General features: G+C 72.2%; 14 protein-coding genes. 3 read left to right on the forward strand and 11 right to left on the reverse strand.

What is annotated here, in order from left to right; translation table 11 throughout:
• Positions 1-80 precede the first annotated feature (80 nt).
• Positions 81-902 (forward strand): SAM-dependent methyltransferase, encoded by an 822-nt coding sequence (locus tag GNZ18_RS03445; protein WP_156214558.1) that lies wholly within the window; start codon positions 81-83, stop codon positions 900-902.
• A 112-nt stretch (positions 903-1,014) separates the two neighbouring features.
• Here the strand turns inward: GNZ18_RS03445 and GNZ18_RS03450 are convergent, their stop codons facing one another.
• Together GNZ18_RS03450 and GNZ18_RS03455 are read right to left on the reverse strand one after the other, a co-directional pair.
• On the reverse strand, positions 1,015-1,827 hold the full coding sequence (locus GNZ18_RS03450; RefSeq protein WP_374225417.1) for a PSP1 domain-containing protein: 813 nt from the start codon (positions 1,825-1,827) through the stop codon (positions 1,015-1,017).
• Positions 1,828-1,917: 90 nt separating this feature from the next.
• Positions 1,918-2,964, reverse strand: coding sequence for a TolB-like translocation protein (locus tag GNZ18_RS03455; protein ID WP_246249339.1), 1,047 nt, complete (start codon positions 2,962-2,964; stop codon positions 1,918-1,920).
• A 449-nt stretch (positions 2,965-3,413) separates the two neighbouring features.
• Here GNZ18_RS03455 and GNZ18_RS43525 point away from each other — a divergent pair, with 449 nt between their 5' ends.
• Complete coding sequence (locus GNZ18_RS43525; RefSeq protein ID WP_216651140.1) at positions 3,414-3,992, forward strand: VanZ family protein; 579 nt, start codon at positions 3,414-3,416, stop codon at positions 3,990-3,992.
• A gap of 26 nt (positions 3,993-4,018) precedes the next feature.
• Here the strand turns inward: GNZ18_RS43525 and GNZ18_RS03465 are convergent, their stop codons facing one another.
• From GNZ18_RS03465 to topA, 7 genes are all read right to left on the reverse strand, one after another.
• Complete coding sequence (locus tag GNZ18_RS03465) at positions 4,019-4,498, reverse strand: low molecular weight protein-tyrosine-phosphatase (RefSeq protein WP_156214560.1); 480 nt, start codon at positions 4,496-4,498, stop codon at positions 4,019-4,021.
• 7 nt (positions 4,499-4,505) lie between these two features.
• Positions 4,506-5,087: a permease-like cell division protein FtsX gene (locus GNZ18_RS03470; RefSeq protein WP_156214561.1), complete on the reverse strand. Its 582-nt coding sequence runs from the start codon at positions 5,085-5,087 to the stop codon at positions 4,506-4,508.
• Positions 5,084-5,617, reverse strand: a complete 534-nt coding sequence (locus GNZ18_RS03475) for a SigE family RNA polymerase sigma factor (RefSeq protein ID WP_216651141.1) — start codon at positions 5,615-5,617, stop codon at positions 5,084-5,086. Before GNZ18_RS03475 ends, GNZ18_RS03470 begins: the two co-directional genes overlap by 4 nt.
• 84 nt (positions 5,618-5,701) lie before the next feature.
• Positions 5,702-7,420, reverse strand: coding sequence for a S8 family peptidase (locus tag GNZ18_RS03480; RefSeq protein WP_312874277.1), 1,719 nt, complete (start codon positions 7,418-7,420; stop codon positions 5,702-5,704).
• A 176-nt stretch (positions 7,421-7,596) separates the two neighbouring features.
• The gene (locus tag GNZ18_RS03485) at positions 7,597-8,736 is read right to left on the reverse strand and encodes a DNA polymerase III subunit delta' (protein ID WP_156214562.1); all 1,140 of its coding nucleotides are present in this window, start codon (positions 8,734-8,736) and stop codon (positions 7,597-7,599) included.
• A 9-nt stretch (positions 8,737-8,745) separates the two neighbouring features.
• Complete coding sequence (tmk, locus tag GNZ18_RS03490) at positions 8,746-10,827, reverse strand: dTMP kinase (protein WP_156214563.1); 2,082 nt, start codon at positions 10,825-10,827, stop codon at positions 8,746-8,748.
• Between the two features lie 28 nt (positions 10,828-10,855).
• Positions 10,856-13,555 carry a type I DNA topoisomerase gene (gene topA / locus GNZ18_RS03495; protein ID WP_242882254.1) on the reverse strand — a complete coding sequence of 900 codons (2,700 nt, stop codon included), beginning with the start codon at positions 13,553-13,555 and terminating at the stop codon, positions 10,856-10,858.
• Positions 13,556-13,904: 349 nt separating this feature from the next.
• On the opposite strand from topA, the gene GNZ18_RS03500 reads away from it, so the two are divergent.
• Positions 13,905-14,090, forward strand: coding sequence for a DUF5703 family protein (locus GNZ18_RS03500; protein WP_156214564.1), 186 nt, complete (start codon positions 13,905-13,907; stop codon positions 14,088-14,090).
• Positions 14,091-14,593: 503 nt separating this feature from the next.
• Here GNZ18_RS03500 and GNZ18_RS03505 read toward each other — a convergent pair.
• Both GNZ18_RS03505 and GNZ18_RS03510 read right to left on the reverse strand, forming a co-directional pair.
• On the reverse strand, positions 14,594-16,768 hold the full coding sequence (locus GNZ18_RS03505) for a chaplin (protein WP_156214565.1): 2,175 nt from the start codon (positions 16,766-16,768) through the stop codon (positions 14,594-14,596).
• Positions 16,769-16,910: 142 nt separating this feature from the next.
• Positions 16,911-17,555, reverse strand: a complete 645-nt coding sequence (locus GNZ18_RS03510; protein WP_156214566.1) for a hypothetical protein — start codon at positions 17,553-17,555, stop codon at positions 16,911-16,913.
• Positions 17,556-17,626 lie beyond the last annotated feature (71 nt).

Below are 17,626 nucleotides of genomic sequence, written 5' to 3' on the forward strand. Positions count from 1 at the left end.
TTCAAGATCCTCTTCCGTGCGGGCCCCGCCGCAGGTCAGGATGATCCTTGCCGGACCTCACCACCCACGGGAGCCTCACCATGACCCACGACTCGCAGGACGACTCGATCAAGCGGAACCTGGACACGTCCATCCCGCATTCCGCGCGGGTCTGGAACTACTGGCTCGGCGGTAAGGACAACTATCCTCCCGACCGAGCGGCGGGCGACCACTTCATCGCGACGTTTCCGAGCATCGTCGAGATCGCGCGCCAGTCCCGGCTGCTGCTCGGACGGGTCGTCCGGCACCTCGCGGGGGACGAGGGGATCCGGCAGTTCCTCGACATCGGCACCGGCCTCCCGACCGTGGACAACACGCACGAACTCGCGCAGCGCGTCGCGCCGGACGCCCGGATCGTCTACGTCGACAACGACCCCCTCGTCCTCACGCACGCCCGCGCCCTGCTCACCAGCACCCCCGAGGGACGCACCGCCTACATCGACGCGGACCTGCGCAGCCCCGACCAGATCGTCCAGAAGGCCGCCGACACCCTCGACTTCGACGAGCCCATCGCGCTGATGCTGATGGGGATCCTCGGCCACATCCCGGACGAGGCGCAGCCGCACACGATCGTCCGGAACCTGGTGGACGCGCTGCCGTCCGGCAGTTTCCTGTCCATCTGGGACGGCGTGAACGTGGTCACCGGCGACGCCTTGGAAGCCGCCCAAGAGGATTACAACGAGGGCGACGCCGACCCCTACTACCTGCGCAGCCCCGAAGAGATCACGCAGTTCTTCGACGGCATGGAACTGCTCGACCCCGGCGTCGTGACGATCTCCCACTGGCGTCCCGCCCCGGACGCCGAAGAGCGCGGAAACCTGAGGGAGGTCGACGCCCTCTGCGGAGTCGCCCGCAAACCCTGAACCGCGACGCCCCTACCGAGCCGCCGCCCCGCCAACGATCTTCGCTGGCGGGTAGGTGTGGGGCGCTTCGTGTTATCCGGGTGAAGGGTCCCTGATCAGGGGCGACCCCGGGTCAGGTTGGGTCGTTGTAGTGGGCTTCGTGTTGTTGGCGGGGGGAGCAGACGGAGGCGGACGGGCAGGAGCAGCGGCGGGAGCCGACCTTCACCGTCACGCGGTCGCCGGGCACGTTGTAGCCGATGACCTGGCCTTCTCCCTCGGGCGTGCTCACCCGGGAGCCCAGGCGGGGTGCGCTCTCCTTGAATTCCATGTAGAGCGGGTGCTCGTATTTCAGGCAGCACATCAGACGTCCGCAGGCGCCCGCGATGCGCAGGGGGTTGACCGGAAGGTCCTGTTCCTTGGCCATGCGGACGGACACGGGCTCGAAATCCTTGAGGAACGTCGCGCAGCACAGGTCGCGGCCGCAGGGCCCGATCCCGCCCTGGAGACGGGCCTCGTCGCGGGGGCCGACCTGGCGGAGTTCGACGCGGGCCTTGATGCCGCGGGCCAGGTCGCGGACGAGGGCGCGGAAGTCGACGCGGTGCGGCGCGGTGAAGTAGATCTTGAAGATGTTCTCGGCGTCGAGGTAGTCGACGCCGATGACCTTCATCGGGAGGTCGTGTTTGCGGATCAGGCGTTTGGCGATCGAGCGGCCCTCGGCGCGGCGGCGGCGGTTGGCCTCGTCGCGGGCGAGGTGCTCGTCGGCGGCGGGTCCGGCGCATTCGGGGAGGCCGCCGATGTCGTCGGAGACCCATTGCGGCGCCCAGACGCACTCGGCGACCTCGGGGCCCGCGTCGGTGGGGACGAGGACCTTGTCACCCACCTTCGGCGTGTGCGGGCCTGGGTCGAGGTAGTACAGGCGGCCGTACCGGGTGAAGCTGACTGCCATCACCATGCCCACGGTTTCGCTCCGTTCGCCCGATTCCGTGAGACACACTCTATGACGTCTTGTCCGGTTGGCTCCGCTACGCGCCGTTGATTACCAGGCGGCGTCGGTGAGATCGCGCGCGTCCATCAGCGAGCGGTCGGCGAAGAGGCGGCCGTCGGTGAAGGAGATCAGCAGGTGGCGGCCGGTGTGGTCGGTGTCGAGGACGGACACGCGGCCCTTGGACGGCTGCCGCGCGATCGTCTTCGTCGGCCTGCGGGCGCCGGGCGTGAACGCCTGGAGGGTGATCTGTCCGCGGTCGGCGAGCGCGGCGATGACCTGCCGTCCGTCGCGGGTCAGGACGGCGTGGGACGCGCCCCTCGGCAGGTTCAGGACGGGCTTGCTGGCCTTGAGGTCGCCGGACGGGCCGCTGGTGTCGAGCGCGCGGACCTGGTGCCGCGCCTCGGTCACCTTCCCGTCGACGCGGCGCAGCGGGCTCCAGACGAAGGCGAGAGTGTCACCGGCCCATGAGAGGCTGCCCACGTGGGCGGGGAGCCGGGTCGTCCACGATTTGCGGGCGCCGGTGCGGGCGGAGACGACGTCCACCCGGCTCCGCGTGCCCCGGTAGGTGACGTAGGCGATGCGGTCGCCGTCCGGGCTCACGGCCTGGTCGGAGTAGGCGGTGGAGACGCCCGCGAGCGTCGCCTTGGGGAGCGGCTGGAGGGCGGACGGGCGGCCGTCCTCGTCCAGCTTGAGGCGCTGGAACACGACCTCGCGGGAGGGCGAGTAGGACGAGACGGTGAACGTTCCGGCGCGTCCCGACGAGACGCGCTGGTAGCGGCTGCCGGGCGGCGCGGCGACGGGCAGGCCGGCGGTGCCGCCGCGCAGGTCGCGGACGACGAGGGCGGTCCCGGTGTCGCGGACGCCGACCACGAAGCGGGACGAGGAGGTCTGCTCGCTCTTGGACGCGGGCTCGGCCTCGTGCTTCTTGCTCGACGCACGCTGGCGGTTGTGGACGACGTCCACGCCGCCGCCGATGACCAACGCCATCCCGGCGGCGACACCGACCGGGAGGAGCCCCTTCCACGCGGAGCCGATCCGCGATCTTCCGTCCATGGGGTTGCCCCGCACCAGCCTCTCCGCGCCCGTCCAGTCGTCCAACCTGACGTTTCTATCTCATCTACCTCTCGGCAGACAGCCGTCAACGGCTCGTTATCAGTTCGATGCCTCGCGACGGGCGACGTCGAAGCGCGGCGCAGGTCAGGTGGTGAGGGCCGCCGGTGCCGCCCGGAAACCCGGTCGAAGGCGCGCCCCGAAGAGGCCCGACGGAGAGAGCCGGGACCGTCCCCCGTGAGCACGGACGGGCTCAGGGCGCCATCCGCCGAGCAAGTCCGGGCGCTGGTGGAGCGGACGCGCCAGGCGGGGCAACCGTCAGCAAGGAGGGCGAGCCTGCCGCGACGGGCAGCCACCTGACGAGCGGACGCCTAGCAGATCCGGTGTATCGCGGACGTATCGAAAATCTCATACGCCGCTGCCACACTCTCCCGGCTTCACTGGACGGGAGGGGCCTGTGGCGCAGCGAGGATCGTGCTCTTACCTGCGGAGGCGGCGTGATCAAGGGGTGGCAGGGCTGGTTCGGCACGTTCACCGGCATGGTCCTCCTCACGATGCTCACCCTGCCCCTGGTCACGCTGGCGATAGGGGCCCTGGCGCGCCACCGCACGGCCACGGGGGTCCCGAGGCCGTGGGCGTTTCGCTCGTCGCTCGCCGAGATCGGCCTCGTCTACGGGACCGTTCCGCCCGTCTGGATGATCATGCTGCCGGGCGGCCATGCCGGGGAGGTCCCCGGACGGGTGAGCCTGGTGCCGCTGCGGGACCTGTTCTCGATGCCGACCGGCCAGATCATCGGCAACCTGCTGGTGTTCGCGGCGCTGGGCTCCCTCGCCCCGATCCGGTTCGCGGCGCTGGCCTCGGTGCCCCGGATCCTGGCGCTCGGCGCGGCCTGCTCGGCCCTGCTGGAGACCGGGCAGTACGTCCTGCGACTGGACCGGGTGTCGTCCGTGGACGACGTCCTGCTCAACGCCGGCGGCGCCGGACTGGCCGCGCCGGCGTCGCGCCGCTGGTGGCGCGATACGTCCGACACGCCGCCTGATCGTCTTCGACCCGCGCCGGGACGGGCCGCGGGGTGACCGCGCCCCGGACGGCCGGGGGCGGGTCAGGCCGGTTTCAGGGCGGCGCGGATCTCCTCCAGGAGCTTCGGCATCGCCGCCTCCACCATCTCCAGCGCCAGGTCGAAGTCGGCGCGGCCCCCGTAGTAGGGGTCGGGGACGTCGAGGTCGGGGCCCGCGTCCGGGTCGAACTCGCGGAGCAGCCGGACCCGGCCGCGGGCCTCCTCGTCCGGCGCCATCGACCGCAGCGCCCGCAGGTGGCCCCCGTCCAGCGCGATGATCAGGTCGTAGCCGTCGAACCAGCCCGGCTCGAACCGGCGGGCGATGTGCGCCGACCGGTAGCCCGCCCGGTGGAGCGCCGCGACCGTCCGCTCGTCGGCGCCGTCGCCCGCGTGCCAGCCGCCCGTGCCCGAGCTGTCCACCTCGACGTCCAGGCCCTCGTCCTCGATGTGGTGGCGCAGCACCCATTCCGCCATCGGGGAGCGGCAGATGTTGCCCGTGCATACGAAGGTGACCCGGTACGGCATACCGCAATCATGCCCGAGGCTTGTCCTCGACGATGACGGTGTCGACCCCGGGCAGGCCGATGACCGCCTGCTGCACGAGCTTGACGCCGTCGTTCGAGACCTGCACCCGGAAGGCTTCGGGGATGTCACCGGGCTTCACGGTCTCCCAGTGCTTCTTGTCGGAGAACGCCTTCTTGACCCGTTCGTACGCCTGGAGCTTCGACTCGTACGCGACCTGACGCACCTGCCTGATGTTCGCCAGCCTTTCCTTGATGTTCGCCTTCTGCGCATCGGTCGCCTCCGCATGCCCGCAGGACGCGTTGCTGGAGGTCTTCGTGCAGAGGTACACCGCCACGTGCTTGTCCTCGGGAGGCGAGGACGCGGCACCGCCCCCGTTCCCGGTCAGGGTTTTGCCGCCCACCACCAGGCCGCCCACCACCAGGCCGCCTATCAGCACCAGCACCACCGCGCACGCGGAGGCCAGCACCGCCGGACGCGCGAGACCCGAACGGCGGGACACGGGTGAACGCATCGGCGGGACGTCCTCGGAACCCATCGTGTCGCCCACGGTCTTCAGCGCCTCCCTCAGCCGATCCTCGGTGCTCTTCACTTCTCCCCCTCCAGAATGCGGCCCAGCGAGGCGAGCGCCCGGGACGTCGTGGACTTGACCGTGCCGCGACTCACGCGCATGGCGTCGGCGATCTCCTCCTCGCTGAGGTCGCAGAAGTAGCGCAGCACCAGCGCCTCGCGCTGCCGGGCGGGGAGGCGGTGCAGGGCCTCGACGACCTCGCGCCGGTCCTCACCGACCATCGCCTCCGATTCGGCCGACCAGACCGGCGGCTGGTGGACGGCCCGGAACGGCCTCCTGCGGCGTCTCAGCGCCGTCCTGGAGCCGTTGAGGACGGCCGAGCGCACGTAGGTCAGCGCGTTCTCCCGGTCGCGCAGGCGCGGCCACCGGCGGTAGAGCCCGGCGAACGCGTCCTGGACGACGTCCTCGGCCGTCCCCCGGTCGCCGATCATGACCAGGGCGAGGCGCATCAGCCCGAGCGCGTGCCCCCGGTACAGCTCGGTGACCGCCCCGGACGCGTCCATGGGCGCCTCGCGCGGCGGAGGCTCGTCGAACACGGTCTCGGTTTCCATGTCCCAGAGACGCCGTCCGGCCTCATTGGTTGCCTCCGCCACGGGAAATTCCTCACACCGCCGATGCGAGGGGCTCGGCGGAGGTCAGTGCTGGACGGCGCGCAACGCGTCCACGATCCCCTCACCGTAGAACCCGTTGCGGCGCGCGCGCCCCTCGCAGGTCTGCGTCGAGGTGTTCTTCACCCATTTGCCGTCCGTCAGCTTGTACCAGACGTACTCGACGGTGTTCGGGCTCGGGCAGGGCGTGGCGGTCGCGGTGCCGCGCAGGACGCGCTCGACGACCCACGGGTCCAGCGCGAGGCGGCTGCGGCCGTCCGGCCTGCCGTACCTGCTGATGATCAGCGCGGCGACCCCGCCGGCGTGCGGCGCGGCCATCGAGGTGCCCTGCATCGACTGGTAGTAGGCGCAGGTGCCGTTCTTGCAGCTGCGGACCACGCTCGGCACCTTCGGAGTGCCGTCCGGGTCGAGCTGGCCGCGCAGTTTCGCGATGTGCTCGGGGTAGGCGGCCCAGATGCCGCGCCGGTCGTCGGGCCTGCCGTCGGGGGCGTCCGCCTTGTCGCCGCCGGGCGCGGCCACGGCGACATGGCCGTCGCCGAAGCTGCTGTAGTAGGACTTGCGGGTGCTGGGCCCGGTCGCCGAGACCGGGATCACGTGCTCGCCCTCGGTCGGCATCGACAGGCAGTTCGCCGAGACCGTCCGCTTGTGGGGCTTCTCTCCCGGGACGGACGGGAAGTTCGGGCTCGCGTTGTCCGCGTGCGGCTTGGTGTAGTCGACGAGCTGGTTTCCCGCGGCGGCGACCAGCGTGACGCCGTGCTCGTGCGCGAAGTCGAGTGCGCGCTGCGTGGCCGCGATGATCGTGCGCTGTTCGAGCCGGTCGGCGGACGAGTCGGCGGGGTTGTCGGCGCAGCTCCAGATCCACGGATCCACGAAGTAGGACATGTTCACGACGTTGACGCCGATCTTGGCCGCGTAGGTCAGGCCGTCCACCGTCGGCTGGAGGTAGAACTGCCCGGAGTCCTGGCCGACGCGGATGTTGACCAGCGAGACGTTCGGCGCGACGCCCGAGATGCCGAGGCCGTTGCGCGGCGCGGCGATCGTGGACGCGACGTGCGTGCCGTGCTCGTTGTCGTCCCAGTCCACCGGATCGACGCACGACGTGAACTCGCAGGGCCCGTCGAGCTCCCTCCCGTCGACGTCCTTCGGGATGTCGTGGGTGAAGTTCCGGCTGAGCGCCTTGTTGAAGTTCGCCTTGATGTCGGGGTGGTCCCCGTCGATACCGGTGTCCAGGACGCCGACCAGCACGCGCCTGTCGCCCGGTTCGGTCTCGTAGGAGCCCTCGTCGGTCGCGTGGATCTGCTTCATGTCCCACTGGAGGTGGGCCAGGGGCTCGGTGTCCTTGCCGGGCCTGCCCGGCACGAGGGCGCCGGTGCCGGTGGCCGTCTCGACCTCGGTGGACGAACGCCCCTTGGGCGCCTCGCCTATCACGCGGTTGTGCGCGACGCCCTCCAGCGCGCGGTGCTCCATGGCGTCGGTGGTGAAGTCCGGGTTCCTGGAGACGACCGTGGCGACACCCACGTCGGTGTTCTCGTGCACGATCCTGCCCCCCGCCGCCTTGACGGCGGCGTGGGCCCTCCCTGGGGAGACGTCCTCGTTGTAGAGGACGACGTACTCCGACGCCGCGCCCTCGTCCCGGGACCGGGACCGGTCGGGAGCGGCGGACGCCGGGAACGCGAGGGCCATCGTCGTGGCGATGGCGCATGTGGCCGAGATGGCCGAGATGGCCGAGATGAGGGCGTGCCGCACAGCAGACCTCCTGGCGTGGGGGGAGCTTGCCCAGGTTCGCCGGGCTCGGCCCGTTCGCCGGACTCGGCCAGCCGACCGTACGTCCGACCGTGTTGAGAGAGGCGTACGGGAATGTAACGAAAGAGGACAACTCTTGTAAGTCGTCCGGCTGCACCGTTCCCACCGCGGGCCATGGTTCAGGACGTGCGCAGGGCGAGGGTGAGCGCCTCGACCGCGAGCAGCGGGTTGACGTTGGCCTCCAGCCGCTCCCGGCAGTCCATGATCGCGTCCAGCCGGCGGAGCGTGTCCTCGGGACGGCCGCCGCCCGCCGCGCTCCGCAGCTCCGGCCCGAGCTCGGTGTTGACCAGCTCGCTGCCCGCGCCGAGCTGCAACGTCAGCACGTCCCGGTAGTAGGAGGCGAGGTCGAGCAGTGCCCGGTCGAGCGCGTCGCGCTTCACCCGCGTCGCCCGCGACTTCTGCCGGTCGTCGAGCTCCTTCAGGGCACCGGCGGTGCCGCGCGGCATGCGCCCCTTCGCGCTCTCCCCGAGCGCCTGCCGCAGCGCGGAGGTCTCGGTCTCGTTCAGCTCCTCGGTCTGCGCCTTCGCCTCCGCCTCGGCGGCCTTGACCAGCGCCTCCGCCGCCGTCACCGCGGGCCCGACCCCGGTCAGCCGGCGCGGCACCGCCAGCACCTCGGCGCGCCGCGCCCGCGCCTGAGGGTCGGTCGCGAGCCGCCGCGCGCGGCTGATGTGCCCCTGCGCCGCGCGCGCGACGACGTCGGCGGTCTCCCGGTCGACCCCGTCCCGCTGGACGAGGAGGTCCGCAACCGCCTGGACCGGCGGGGTCCGCAGCGTCACCAGCCGGCAGCGCGACCGGATGGTCACCAGCAGGTCGTCGGGCGCCGGGGTGCACAGCAGCCACACCGTGCGCGGCGGCGGCTCCTCGATCGCCTTCAGCAGCGCGTTGGCGGCGGCCTCGGTGGCCCGGTCGGCGTCCTCGAACAGCACGATCTGCCAGCGCCCGCCGCTCGGCGACGACGAGGCCCGCAGCACCAGCTCGCGGGTCTCCCGCACCCCGTAGGACAGCCCCGCCGGACGGACGACCTCCAGGTCGGCGTGCGTCCCCTGGAGCACCTGGTGGCAGGACGCGCAGTGCCCGCACCCGCGCGGAGCCTCCAGGCATTGCAGCGCCGCCGCGAACGCGCGCGCCGCCGCGGAACGTCCGGCGCCCGGAGGCCCGGTGAACAGCCACGCGTGCGCCATGCCGCCCGCCTCACCGGCGGCGGATGACAGTTGCGCGACGACCGGCTCCTGGCCCACCAGGTCATCCCACACGCTCATGGGCAAAGGCTAGTCGGTGATGATGGGGAACGTGCTCGTGACATCCTCGGTACCGGCCGGTATCGGGTCGGGCAGGATCTCGCGGATGCGGTACTGGATCTCCCGGCTCAACTCGCCCTGCGGACGGCTCGCGTCCAGCACCAGGTAGCGCTCGGGCTCGGCCTCGGCGAGCGCGTGGAAACCGGCGCGGACCCGCTCGTGGAACTCGTCCGGCTCGGACTCGATGCGGTCGGCGGGCGCGGACAGCCGTCCGAGGCCCGTCCGCGGCGGCACCTCCAGCAGGACGGTCAGGTCGGGGATGAGCCCGCCGGTCGCCCAGTCGTTCACGCGCGCGATGTCCTCCACCGGCTGCTCGCGGCCGTACCCCTGGTAGGCGAGGGACGAGTCGACGTAGCGGTCGCTGACCACGATCGAGCCCCGCTCCATCGCGGGCCTGATCACGTTGGCGACGTGGTCGGCGCGGTCGGCCGCGTACAGCAGGCTCTCGGCGCGCGAGGACAGCCCGGTCGTCTCCCGGTCGAGCAGCATCGCGCGCAGCCGCATGCCGATCTTGGTGGCGCCTGGCTCCTGCGTGGCGACCACGTCGTAGCCGTGGTCGCGCAGCCAGATCGCGGCGAGCCTGGCCTGCGTGGTCTTGCCCGCGCCCTCGCCGCCCTCGAACGCGATGAACACCCCGCGCTCGCGGCGCGCGACCCGGCGGTCCTCGGGAGCGGCCTGCTCCGGCGGCGTGTAGACGCGGCCCTGCAACGCGGCCCGCAGGTCGGCGACGAGCGGGATGCCGTGCCGGTCGTCCAGCCGGCGGAACGCGACCAGCCCCGCGAGCAGGGCGAGCAGGCCCGCGATCAGCATCGCCGCGCCCGTCCCCTGGAAGTCGTAGTCGCCGTCGCCGAGGTCGTAGTGCCGCGAGCCGATCACCCCGGCCAGCGGCGGGACGGCCGCGGCCACGACCAGCGCGGTGACGAGCGCGACCGACCTCGGGAACGCGTCGGGACGGTTCTGCGCGGGGTCGTCGGAGGGCTCGTCGGAGGGCTCGTCGCCCGCGAGGACGGCGGACGCCGTGGACCACGCGGCCCCCGCCGCGACGCCGAGGAACGCCGTCACGAACGCGACGACGACCAGGTTCTGCACGAGCGAGACCACGACCAGCGCGAGCGCGGCGGCGATCACCGCGAGGCCGAGGAGGCGGCGGCGGCTGAACGGTCCGAGCACGCGCGGGCCGAGGAACAGCCCGAACCCGAGGCCCGAGGTCAGGCCGGTGAGGACGGCGCCGTAACCCGCGTCCCCGCCGCCGAGGTGCCCGGTGTGCACGCGCGCGACCGCGACGACCGCGCCCGCAGCCAGCGCCACGCCGACGACCGCGAGCCCGAGCCCCCGGACGCCCGGCACCCGCGGGCCCTGGAACAGCGTCTTCACCGGCGAGAACGTCTCGACCGGCTCGCTCCCCGGCACCTCGCCGAGCGCGGCGACCCCGGCGGTCGCGGCCAGGAACACCCCGGCCGTGACGTAGAGCGCCAGGTCGGCGCGGTCGCCCTCGCCGAACGCGCCCTTCGCGATCAGCGCGACGAACGCGAACACCACCGCCGCGACGGGCGCGGGCCAGCACATCGCGCGGGCGGCGGAGCGCCGGGCGGCCGGGCGCAGCTCGGCCGGGACGAGCCCGGCCGGAGCCGTCGCCGCCACCGCCGACCACGCCACGCTCACGCAGGCCACGAGGAACGCGGCGGCGAACGTCCACGGCAGCGCGTCCAGCAGCGGCACCGACAAAACGATCAGGAACCGGAGCGCGTCGGCGACCAGCAGCGTCAACCGCCGGTCGAGCCGGGACAGCGCCGCGCCCGCGAGCGGCGCCAGCAGGACGGCCGGGACCAGCAGCGCCACCAGCACACCGCCGACCGCCTGGGCCCGCGCGGCGGCGTCGTCGCCGCGGGTCAGCGTCGCGGCCATGGCGGTCAGCGCCGGGACGCTCAGCCAGTGGCCGAGGCCCGACACCGACAGTGCGATCCAGAGCCGCCGGAACGGCCTGATCGACGAGAGAGACGAAACGCCCGGCGGCGCGGCGGGGTGCGGCCGGGTGGCGCCCGTTCTGGTCATGTCGGTCAGGGTATCGGCGTAGTTGTCCCTAGGAACCGGACTTCGCGGAGGTTCGGCGGCGCGTTGTCGTCTTCTTCTTGCCGCCACCCGCCGCCACCTTCTCACGACGCTCCGCGAGCAGCTCGGCGGCGCGCTGGATGGTGATCGACTCGACCTCGTCGCCCTTGCGCAGGCTGGCGTTGGTCTCGCCGTCGGTGACGTAGGGGCCGAACCGCCCCTCCTTGACCACCACGGGCTTCTTGCTCGCCGGGTCGTCGCCCAGCTCGCGCAGCGGCGCCGCCGCCGCGGCCCGGCCCCGCCCGCGCTGCTTCGGCTGCGCGAACAGCTCCTTGGCCTTCTCCAGCGTGACCGTGAAGAGCTCCTCCTCCGAGCCGAGCGAACGGCTGTCGGTGCCCCGCTTGATGTAGGGGCCGAACCGCCCGTTCTGCGCGGTGACGGGCTCGCCGTCCAGTTCGCCGAGCGTGCGCGGGAGCGACAGCAGCTTCAGCGCGTCGTCCAGCGTGACCGTGTCGAGCGACATCGACTTGAACAGCGAACCGGTGCGCGGCTTGGGCGCGTCGGCCTTCTTCGTCCGCTTCTTCTTCTCGCCCTCGGCGGGCGGCGCGGCCTCCGGCAGGATCTCGGTGACGTAGGGGCCGAACCGCCCCGACTTCGCCACGATCGTGTGGCCGGTCTCCGGGTCCTTTCCCAGCTCGCGGTCGCCGGACGGCTGCGCGAACAGCTCCTCGGCCTTGTCGGCGGTCAGCTCGTCCGGCGCGATGTCCTCGGGGATGTTGACCCGCGCGCCCTCGCGGTCGAGGTAGGGCCCGTACCGGCCGACGCGGACCATGATGTCGCTGCCCTTGAGCGGGAACGAGCTGATCCCCTTGGCGTCGATGTCCCCGATGTCCTCGGTGAGGTCCTTCAGGCCCTCCTCGCCGTTGTCGCCGAAGTAGAACCGGGTCAGCCAGCGGACGCGCTCGGCCTCGCCCCGGGCGATCTCGTCGAGGCCGTCCTCCATGTGGGCGGTGAAGTCGTAGTCGACCAGGTTCCCGAAGTGCTGCTCCAGCAGGTTCACCACGGCGAACGCCAGGAACGAGGGGACCAGCGCCGTCCCCTTCTTGAACACGTAGCCGCGGTCGAGGATCGTGCCGATGATCGAGGCGTAGGTGGAGGGCCGCCCGATCTCGCGCTCCTCCAGCTCCTTGACCAGGCTCGCCTCGGTGTAGCGCGCGGGCGGACGGGTCGAGTGGCCCTCGGCGTCCACCGCGAGCGCGCTCAGCGGGTCGTTCTCGGTCAGGTTCGGCAGCCGCCGCTCCTGGTCGTCCCGGTCGGTGGACGGGTCGTCCGCGCTCTCCACGTACGCCTTGAGGAACCCGTGGAAGGTGATCGTCTTACCGGTCGCGCCGAACTCGGCCGTCTCGTTCCGCGTCGAGACCCCCGTCACCCGGATCGAGACCGACTGGCCCGCCGCGTCCTTCATCTGGGACGCGATCGTCCGCTTCCAGATCAGCTCGTACAGCCGGAACTGGTCGCCGGACAGGCCCGTCTCCGCCGGGGTGCGGAAACTCTCACCCGCCGGGCGGATCGCCTCGTGCGCCTCCTGCGCGTTCTTCACCTTGGAGGCGTACACGCGCGGCTTGTCGGGCACGTACTCGCCGCCGAACAGCGAGGCCGCCTGCCGCCGCGCCGCCGTGATCGCCGTCTCCGACAGCGTGATCGAGTCGGTGCGCATGTAGGTGATGAAGCCGTTCTCGTACAGCTTCTGCGCGACCGACATCGTGTACTTGGCGGAGAAGCTCAGCTTGCGGCTGGCCTCCTGTTGCAGGGTCGTCGTGCGGAACGGCGGGTAGGGCTTGCGGGTGTAGGGCTTGCGCTCGACCGACTTCACCGCGTACGGCCGCTCCCGCAGCCGCTCGGCCAGCGCGCGCGCCGCCGCCTCGTCCAGGTGCAGCGCGTCCTTGGTCTTCAGCCTGCCGTCGGAGGCGAAGTCGCGGCCCTGCGCGACGCGCTTGCCGTCCACGGAGATGAGCCCGGCCTTGAACGCCGTCGGCTCCTCGTCCTTGCCGGTGTCGAACTGCGCGGCGATGTCCCAGTAGTGGGCCGGGACGAACGCGATCCGCTCCCGCTCGCGCTCCACCACCAGCCGCGTCGCCACCGACTGCACCCGGCCCGCCGACAGCTTCGGCATGACCTTCTTCCACAGGACGGGGCTGACCTCGTACCCGTACAGGCGGTCCAGGATGCGGCGCGTCTCCTGCGCGTCCACCAGCCGCATGTTGAGCTGCCGCGGGTTCGCGGCGGCGCGCTGGATCGCGTCCTTGGTGATCTCGTTGAAGACCATCCGGTGCACCGGCACCTTCGGCTTCAGGACGTCCTGGAGGTGCCAGGCGATCGCCTCGCCCTCCCGGTCCTCGTCCGTCGCGAGGAAGAGCTCGTCGGCCTCGGCCAGCAGCTTCTTCAGCTTGGCGACCTGCGCCCGCTTGTCGGTGTTGACCACGTAGAGCGGCTCGAAGTCGTGCTCGACGTTCACGCCGAGCTTGGCCCACGGCTCGCCCTTGTACTTGGCCGGCACCTCCGAGGCGCTCCCGGGGAGGTCCCGGATATGGCCGATACTGGACTCCACGATGTAGCCACGCCCAAGGTACCCGGCGATCGTCTTCGCCTTCGCGGGCGACTCGACGATCACCAGGCGCGTACCGGCGCCATTGTTCCGGCCACTGCTCGCGGTGCCGTTCTTGGCTGGCACAGTCGCTCCAACCTCGCTGTCTGGTCTTCTCGCTCAGATCTTCTGGCTCAGGGTCTTCTTGCTTCGCTTCTAGCTCGGGGTCTTCTCCCGCACGTCCGTCTTACTCGCCTCGCTCAGAGCCGCCCCACCGTCTTCCTACACGGGCTCCCTACAACGTCGCATGACGGCGCCTTCATGCCCGCGGGTCCCGTGGGTCCGTCCAGCGATCACCGCTCCGCCCGGTGGAGCGGACGCGCCTCCCGGCGCCCCTTCGCGCCTCCGACAGGATGACATGCCGCCGGGCCGAGCGCGGACCGGGCAGCCACCGTACGGTGTCGCGACCCCGGCGGACCACGTAATAATGGTCGCAATGGTGGAGTACACCTACCTCGTTCTGTCCCTGCCGCGCGGCACGACGCGTGATACCGCCCGGCAGATCTTGACCGAGCACGCGGAACGCGGCGGCTGGGAGATCGATCGGTTGCGGCTCTACCCCGACGGTAGCCGCCGTATTCAACTGCGCCGCAAGGTCATCCGCCAGGTTCGCACGTTCTGAGCACCGCTCCGACGGGGCGCCCGACGCCTGTTCCGGCGCGTCGGCGCAGGTCGGCGGCCGGTGGCCGGCGGTCTGAATGGCCGGACGTTTCGCCCGCGCGGGGCGCGGTCCGTTCGATACTCGGCACGGTTTCGCGGGCACGGGCACGCATCGTCTGAACCCCCGGCCTCGGATCTGGACCGGTGTCGAAATTTGTACCGGTTCACCTCGATTCACTCCGGTTCGCCTTTCCCGCATCCGTAACCGGACGACCGTGGTGTGACGTTCACTCCGCGGACCACATGCGTCATGTCCGTCACGTCGGACACGTCCGAAGAGTCGCGCTACGTACCAATCCTATGACGTGGCGTAATCATAATCGCTGGAGACAGGGCTTTGCCCGCCCCGGACCGCGCCTCCGGGACGGGCAAAGCGTTCTCGACCCCCTGTCGGGCCGCTGCGCCGCTACGCGGCGGAGTGCTGCGGATGGGAGGAACGGCCAGGTCAGCGGCCGTCCGTCCGGGTCAGTGGCGACCGCCCAGCTTGATCCGGCGGGTCAGCGCCAGCGCACCGGAAACGGCCGCGAGCAGGGTCGCCGCGCCGAGCACCCACATCGAGCCGGCCTCGGCGTCCGCGATGATCGGCTTCTCGGCCGCGACGGTCCGCACCGGGCCGATCTCGTGGTCCACCTCGGGGGCGTGCACGTCGGCGGTGACCGGCGGCTTGGACAGGCCGGGGACCTCCCCTCCCACGCCCGTCAGGTCGAGGCCGGACCCGTCGATGCCGGGGCCGCCGGGGCCGCCGTGGCCGCGCGCGGACGACGGCGCGGGCACGACAGGCTTACCGGGCAGCGTCATCCCGCTGGCCACCCCGGGCACGCGCGCCGCGCCGGTCACCACGCGCAGGTCGAGCGGCTGCGAGGGGGCGGGGTCCCCGACGCGCTTCACCCCGAGGCCCTCCACAAGGTCCTCCAGGCCGGGGACGCCGCCGAGGGGGCCGCCGGCGGGCGTCGTCGCGGCGACCTCGCCGCGGCGCAGCGCCTCACCGTCCAGCACGGACGCGGCCCCGGACAGGAGTTCCTCGCCCGGCCCGCCCTCCTCCGGGCCCCCTTCCTCGTCCATGTGCCGCATACCGGGCATTCCCCCGGCCTCCGGGAACCCCTTGGGCAGCCCCTTGCCCTTCGGAAGCCCCTTCCCCTTGGGCAGTCCACCGGCCTTCGGCAGTCCGCCCCCGGTCGGCGCGATCGACATGGGAGCGGGGGTCCAGGGGCCGGGCTCGCCGCCCTTCCGCAGCACGTCCGTCCTGGCCAGGGTCTTCGCGCCCGGCAGCGTGTAGATCACGGCCGCGTTGTTCGTCCGCAGCAGCTCGGTCGCCGGCTGCGGCAGGCCGACCTCCCCCGGCGAGGGAATCCGGGACGGGACGGCGGGCGGCTTGGCCGCGGTGACGGGCCGGGGCGCGCCCGCGGCGGACCCGCCCGTCCCCGACATCCGGTAGTAGGGGTGGTAACCGCCGTGGCCGCCCGTGCACTGCGGGTCGGAGTCGCCGACGACGGCGGCCGCGTCGCCGCACACGTCGACCGGGTTGGTGGACGGCACGTTCTCCTGGTTGCCGCCGCCCACGCTCGACCCGCCCGACGACTGGCCGCCGGAGCCGTGCGAGCCCGTGACCAGCGTCTGCCCGGTGCAGGTCGCGGCGGCGGCGCCGACGGCGGCCGCCGCGTCGCCGCAGACCTCGACCGGCGTGCCGACCGGCGTGTTCCCCTGGTTGCCCGCGACGATCCCGGCCACGCCCGAGGTCTGCTGGTCACCGCCCGAGCTGCTGCGCACATGCGCGCCGCCCTCGCAGAACGCGCCCGCCTCGCCGAGCACCGCCCCCGCGTCCCCGCAGGCCGTGACCGGAAGGCTGATGGGGGCGTCGGCCTGGTTGCCCCCGACGACGCTGAGGTCGCCGTTGGTCAGCTGGCTGCCGGACAGGTGCCCGCCGTTGCGGACGGACGCGCCGCCCTCGCACCCCGCGAGGGCGTTGCCGACCGCGTTGCCGCAGACGTCCACGGGAACGCTGATGGGGACGTTCAGCTGGTTCCCGCCGACGGCGCTGGAGACGCCGGAGGAGGTCTGCCCGGCGCCGGTGGCGCCGCCGTTCTTGACCAGGGCGCCGCCCTCGCAGCCCGCGACCGCGGTCCCCGCGACCGCCACGGCGTTGCCGCAGGCGTCCACCGGCGCCGAGACCGGCGCGTTGACCTGGTTGCCCGCGACCACACCGCCCGCGCCGCTGGTGACCTGGCCGCCGTCGCCGTCGCCGCTGACCCTGGCCCCGTTGACGCAGCTCGCGTGCGCGTCACCGAGGACCCCGACCCCGTTGCCGCAGGCGTTCACCGGCGCGGAGACCGGTGCGTTCACCTGGTTGCCGGAGGCGACGCCGCCCGCGCCGGACGTCCGCTGCCCGCCGCTGCCGCCGCTGCCGGTCACCGACGAGCCGCCCCTGGAGGTGCCGGTCGCCGTGCCGGCCGCGGCCACGGCGTTGCCGCTGGCGTCGACCGGCGCCGAGATCGGCAGGTTGACCTGGTTTCCGGAGAGAACGCCGCCGTCGCCGTTCGTGACGTCGGCGAAGGCATTGGCGGGAAAGGCCGTCGCACCGAGAGCGACGAAACTCGCGGTGAGCGCTACTGCACGCGAGGTGCCTTTTGCCCACGTTCGCATGATGCTCCGTTCGGGGAGTTGTTGATGGGAATGACGAGACACGCGTGCCACAACGGGCACACCGGTCTCAGAAAGGGGAAGGACAGACCGCGCCGAAGGCACGACCGGCGCCCGGACCGCATGGCCGGGCACGGGCCGGTGGCTAGTCGGGCGCGAAGGAGGGCTCGTCCGCCGCTGTGCGGACGGGCGGGGGCACCGGACCGAAGACGAGCGCGATCGCCGCCGGTGGACGCGCCGGAACCCACGAGGAGACGGCCGGAACCACGGCCGATCCCCCGATCACGGAAAGCCCGCCCGCCCTCGTGTCGCTTCGGACGGGCATCGGGACGGGCGCCGGACGCACGTCCGGGGCCTGAACGTGAGAATGCCGCTGCTGCTGTTGGTGCCGCACGACGCCGACCCGGCGCACCAAGGCACGCTCGACCCGGACGGCACGCGAGGGCGCACTCGGCCGCCGCACCTGCACGGCACTCTGAGCCGCGGGCGCCGCGGGCTGCACCACACGCCGCGGGACCTCAACGGGCGCCAAGACCTCCGGCACCTTTTCCACAGGCACCACGTCGGGCACGGCCGGACGCGGCGCCACCACCTCGGGCAGCTCGGGCCTCTGGTCCAGAACGCGCTTCAACTCGGGATGCGCGTTCTGGACCACCTCGACCGGCGGCGGCAACTCCTCGGCGTGCGCGGACTGCGCACAGCCGCCGAGGAGCCAACCCGCGAACAGCAGACCGCCCAAGACGAGCAACGCCCGGAGGACGCGGCGCAGCCATGCCTCGTCGTCCGCCACCGGTCGCCCTCTCTACGGCCAAACCATCCCCTACAGACGGTAACCATAGCACCACACAACGGCAATGCGCG

The organism is Actinomadura litoris (assembly GCF_009733595.1).
GTDB classification, from domain to species: domain Bacteria; phylum Actinomycetota; class Actinomycetes; order Streptosporangiales; family Streptosporangiaceae; genus Spirillospora; species Spirillospora litoris.

What these genes read in the sequence shown, in the direction of transcription:
- GNZ18_RS03445 (WP_156214558.1), top strand. Translation starts at nt 81, where the DNA reads ATGACCCACGACTCGCAGGACGACTCGATCAAGCGGAACCTGGACACG.
- GNZ18_RS03450 (WP_374225417.1), bottom strand. Translation starts at nt 1,827, where the DNA reads ATGGCAGTCAGCTTCACCCGGTACGGCCGCCTGTACTACCTCGACCCA.
- GNZ18_RS03465 (WP_156214560.1), bottom strand. Translation starts at nt 4,498, where the DNA reads ATGCCGTACCGGGTCACCTTCGTATGCACGGGCAACATCTGCCGCTCC.
- GNZ18_RS03475 (WP_216651141.1), bottom strand. Translation starts at nt 5,617, where the DNA reads ATGGAAACCGAGACCGTGTTCGACGAGCCTCCGCCGCGCGAGGCGCCC.
- GNZ18_RS03485 (WP_156214562.1), bottom strand. Translation starts at nt 8,736, where the DNA reads ATGAGCGTGTGGGATGACCTGGTGGGCCAGGAGCCGGTCGTCGCGCAA.
- tmk (WP_156214563.1), bottom strand. Translation starts at nt 10,827, where the DNA reads ATGACCAGAACGGGCGCCACCCGGCCGCACCCCGCCGCGCCGCCGGGC.
- GNZ18_RS03500 (WP_156214564.1), top strand. Translation starts at nt 13,905, where the DNA reads ATGGTGGAGTACACCTACCTCGTTCTGTCCCTGCCGCGCGGCACGACG.
- GNZ18_RS03505 (WP_156214565.1), bottom strand. Translation starts at nt 16,768, where the DNA reads ATGCGAACGTGGGCAAAAGGCACCTCGCGTGCAGTAGCGCTCACCGCG.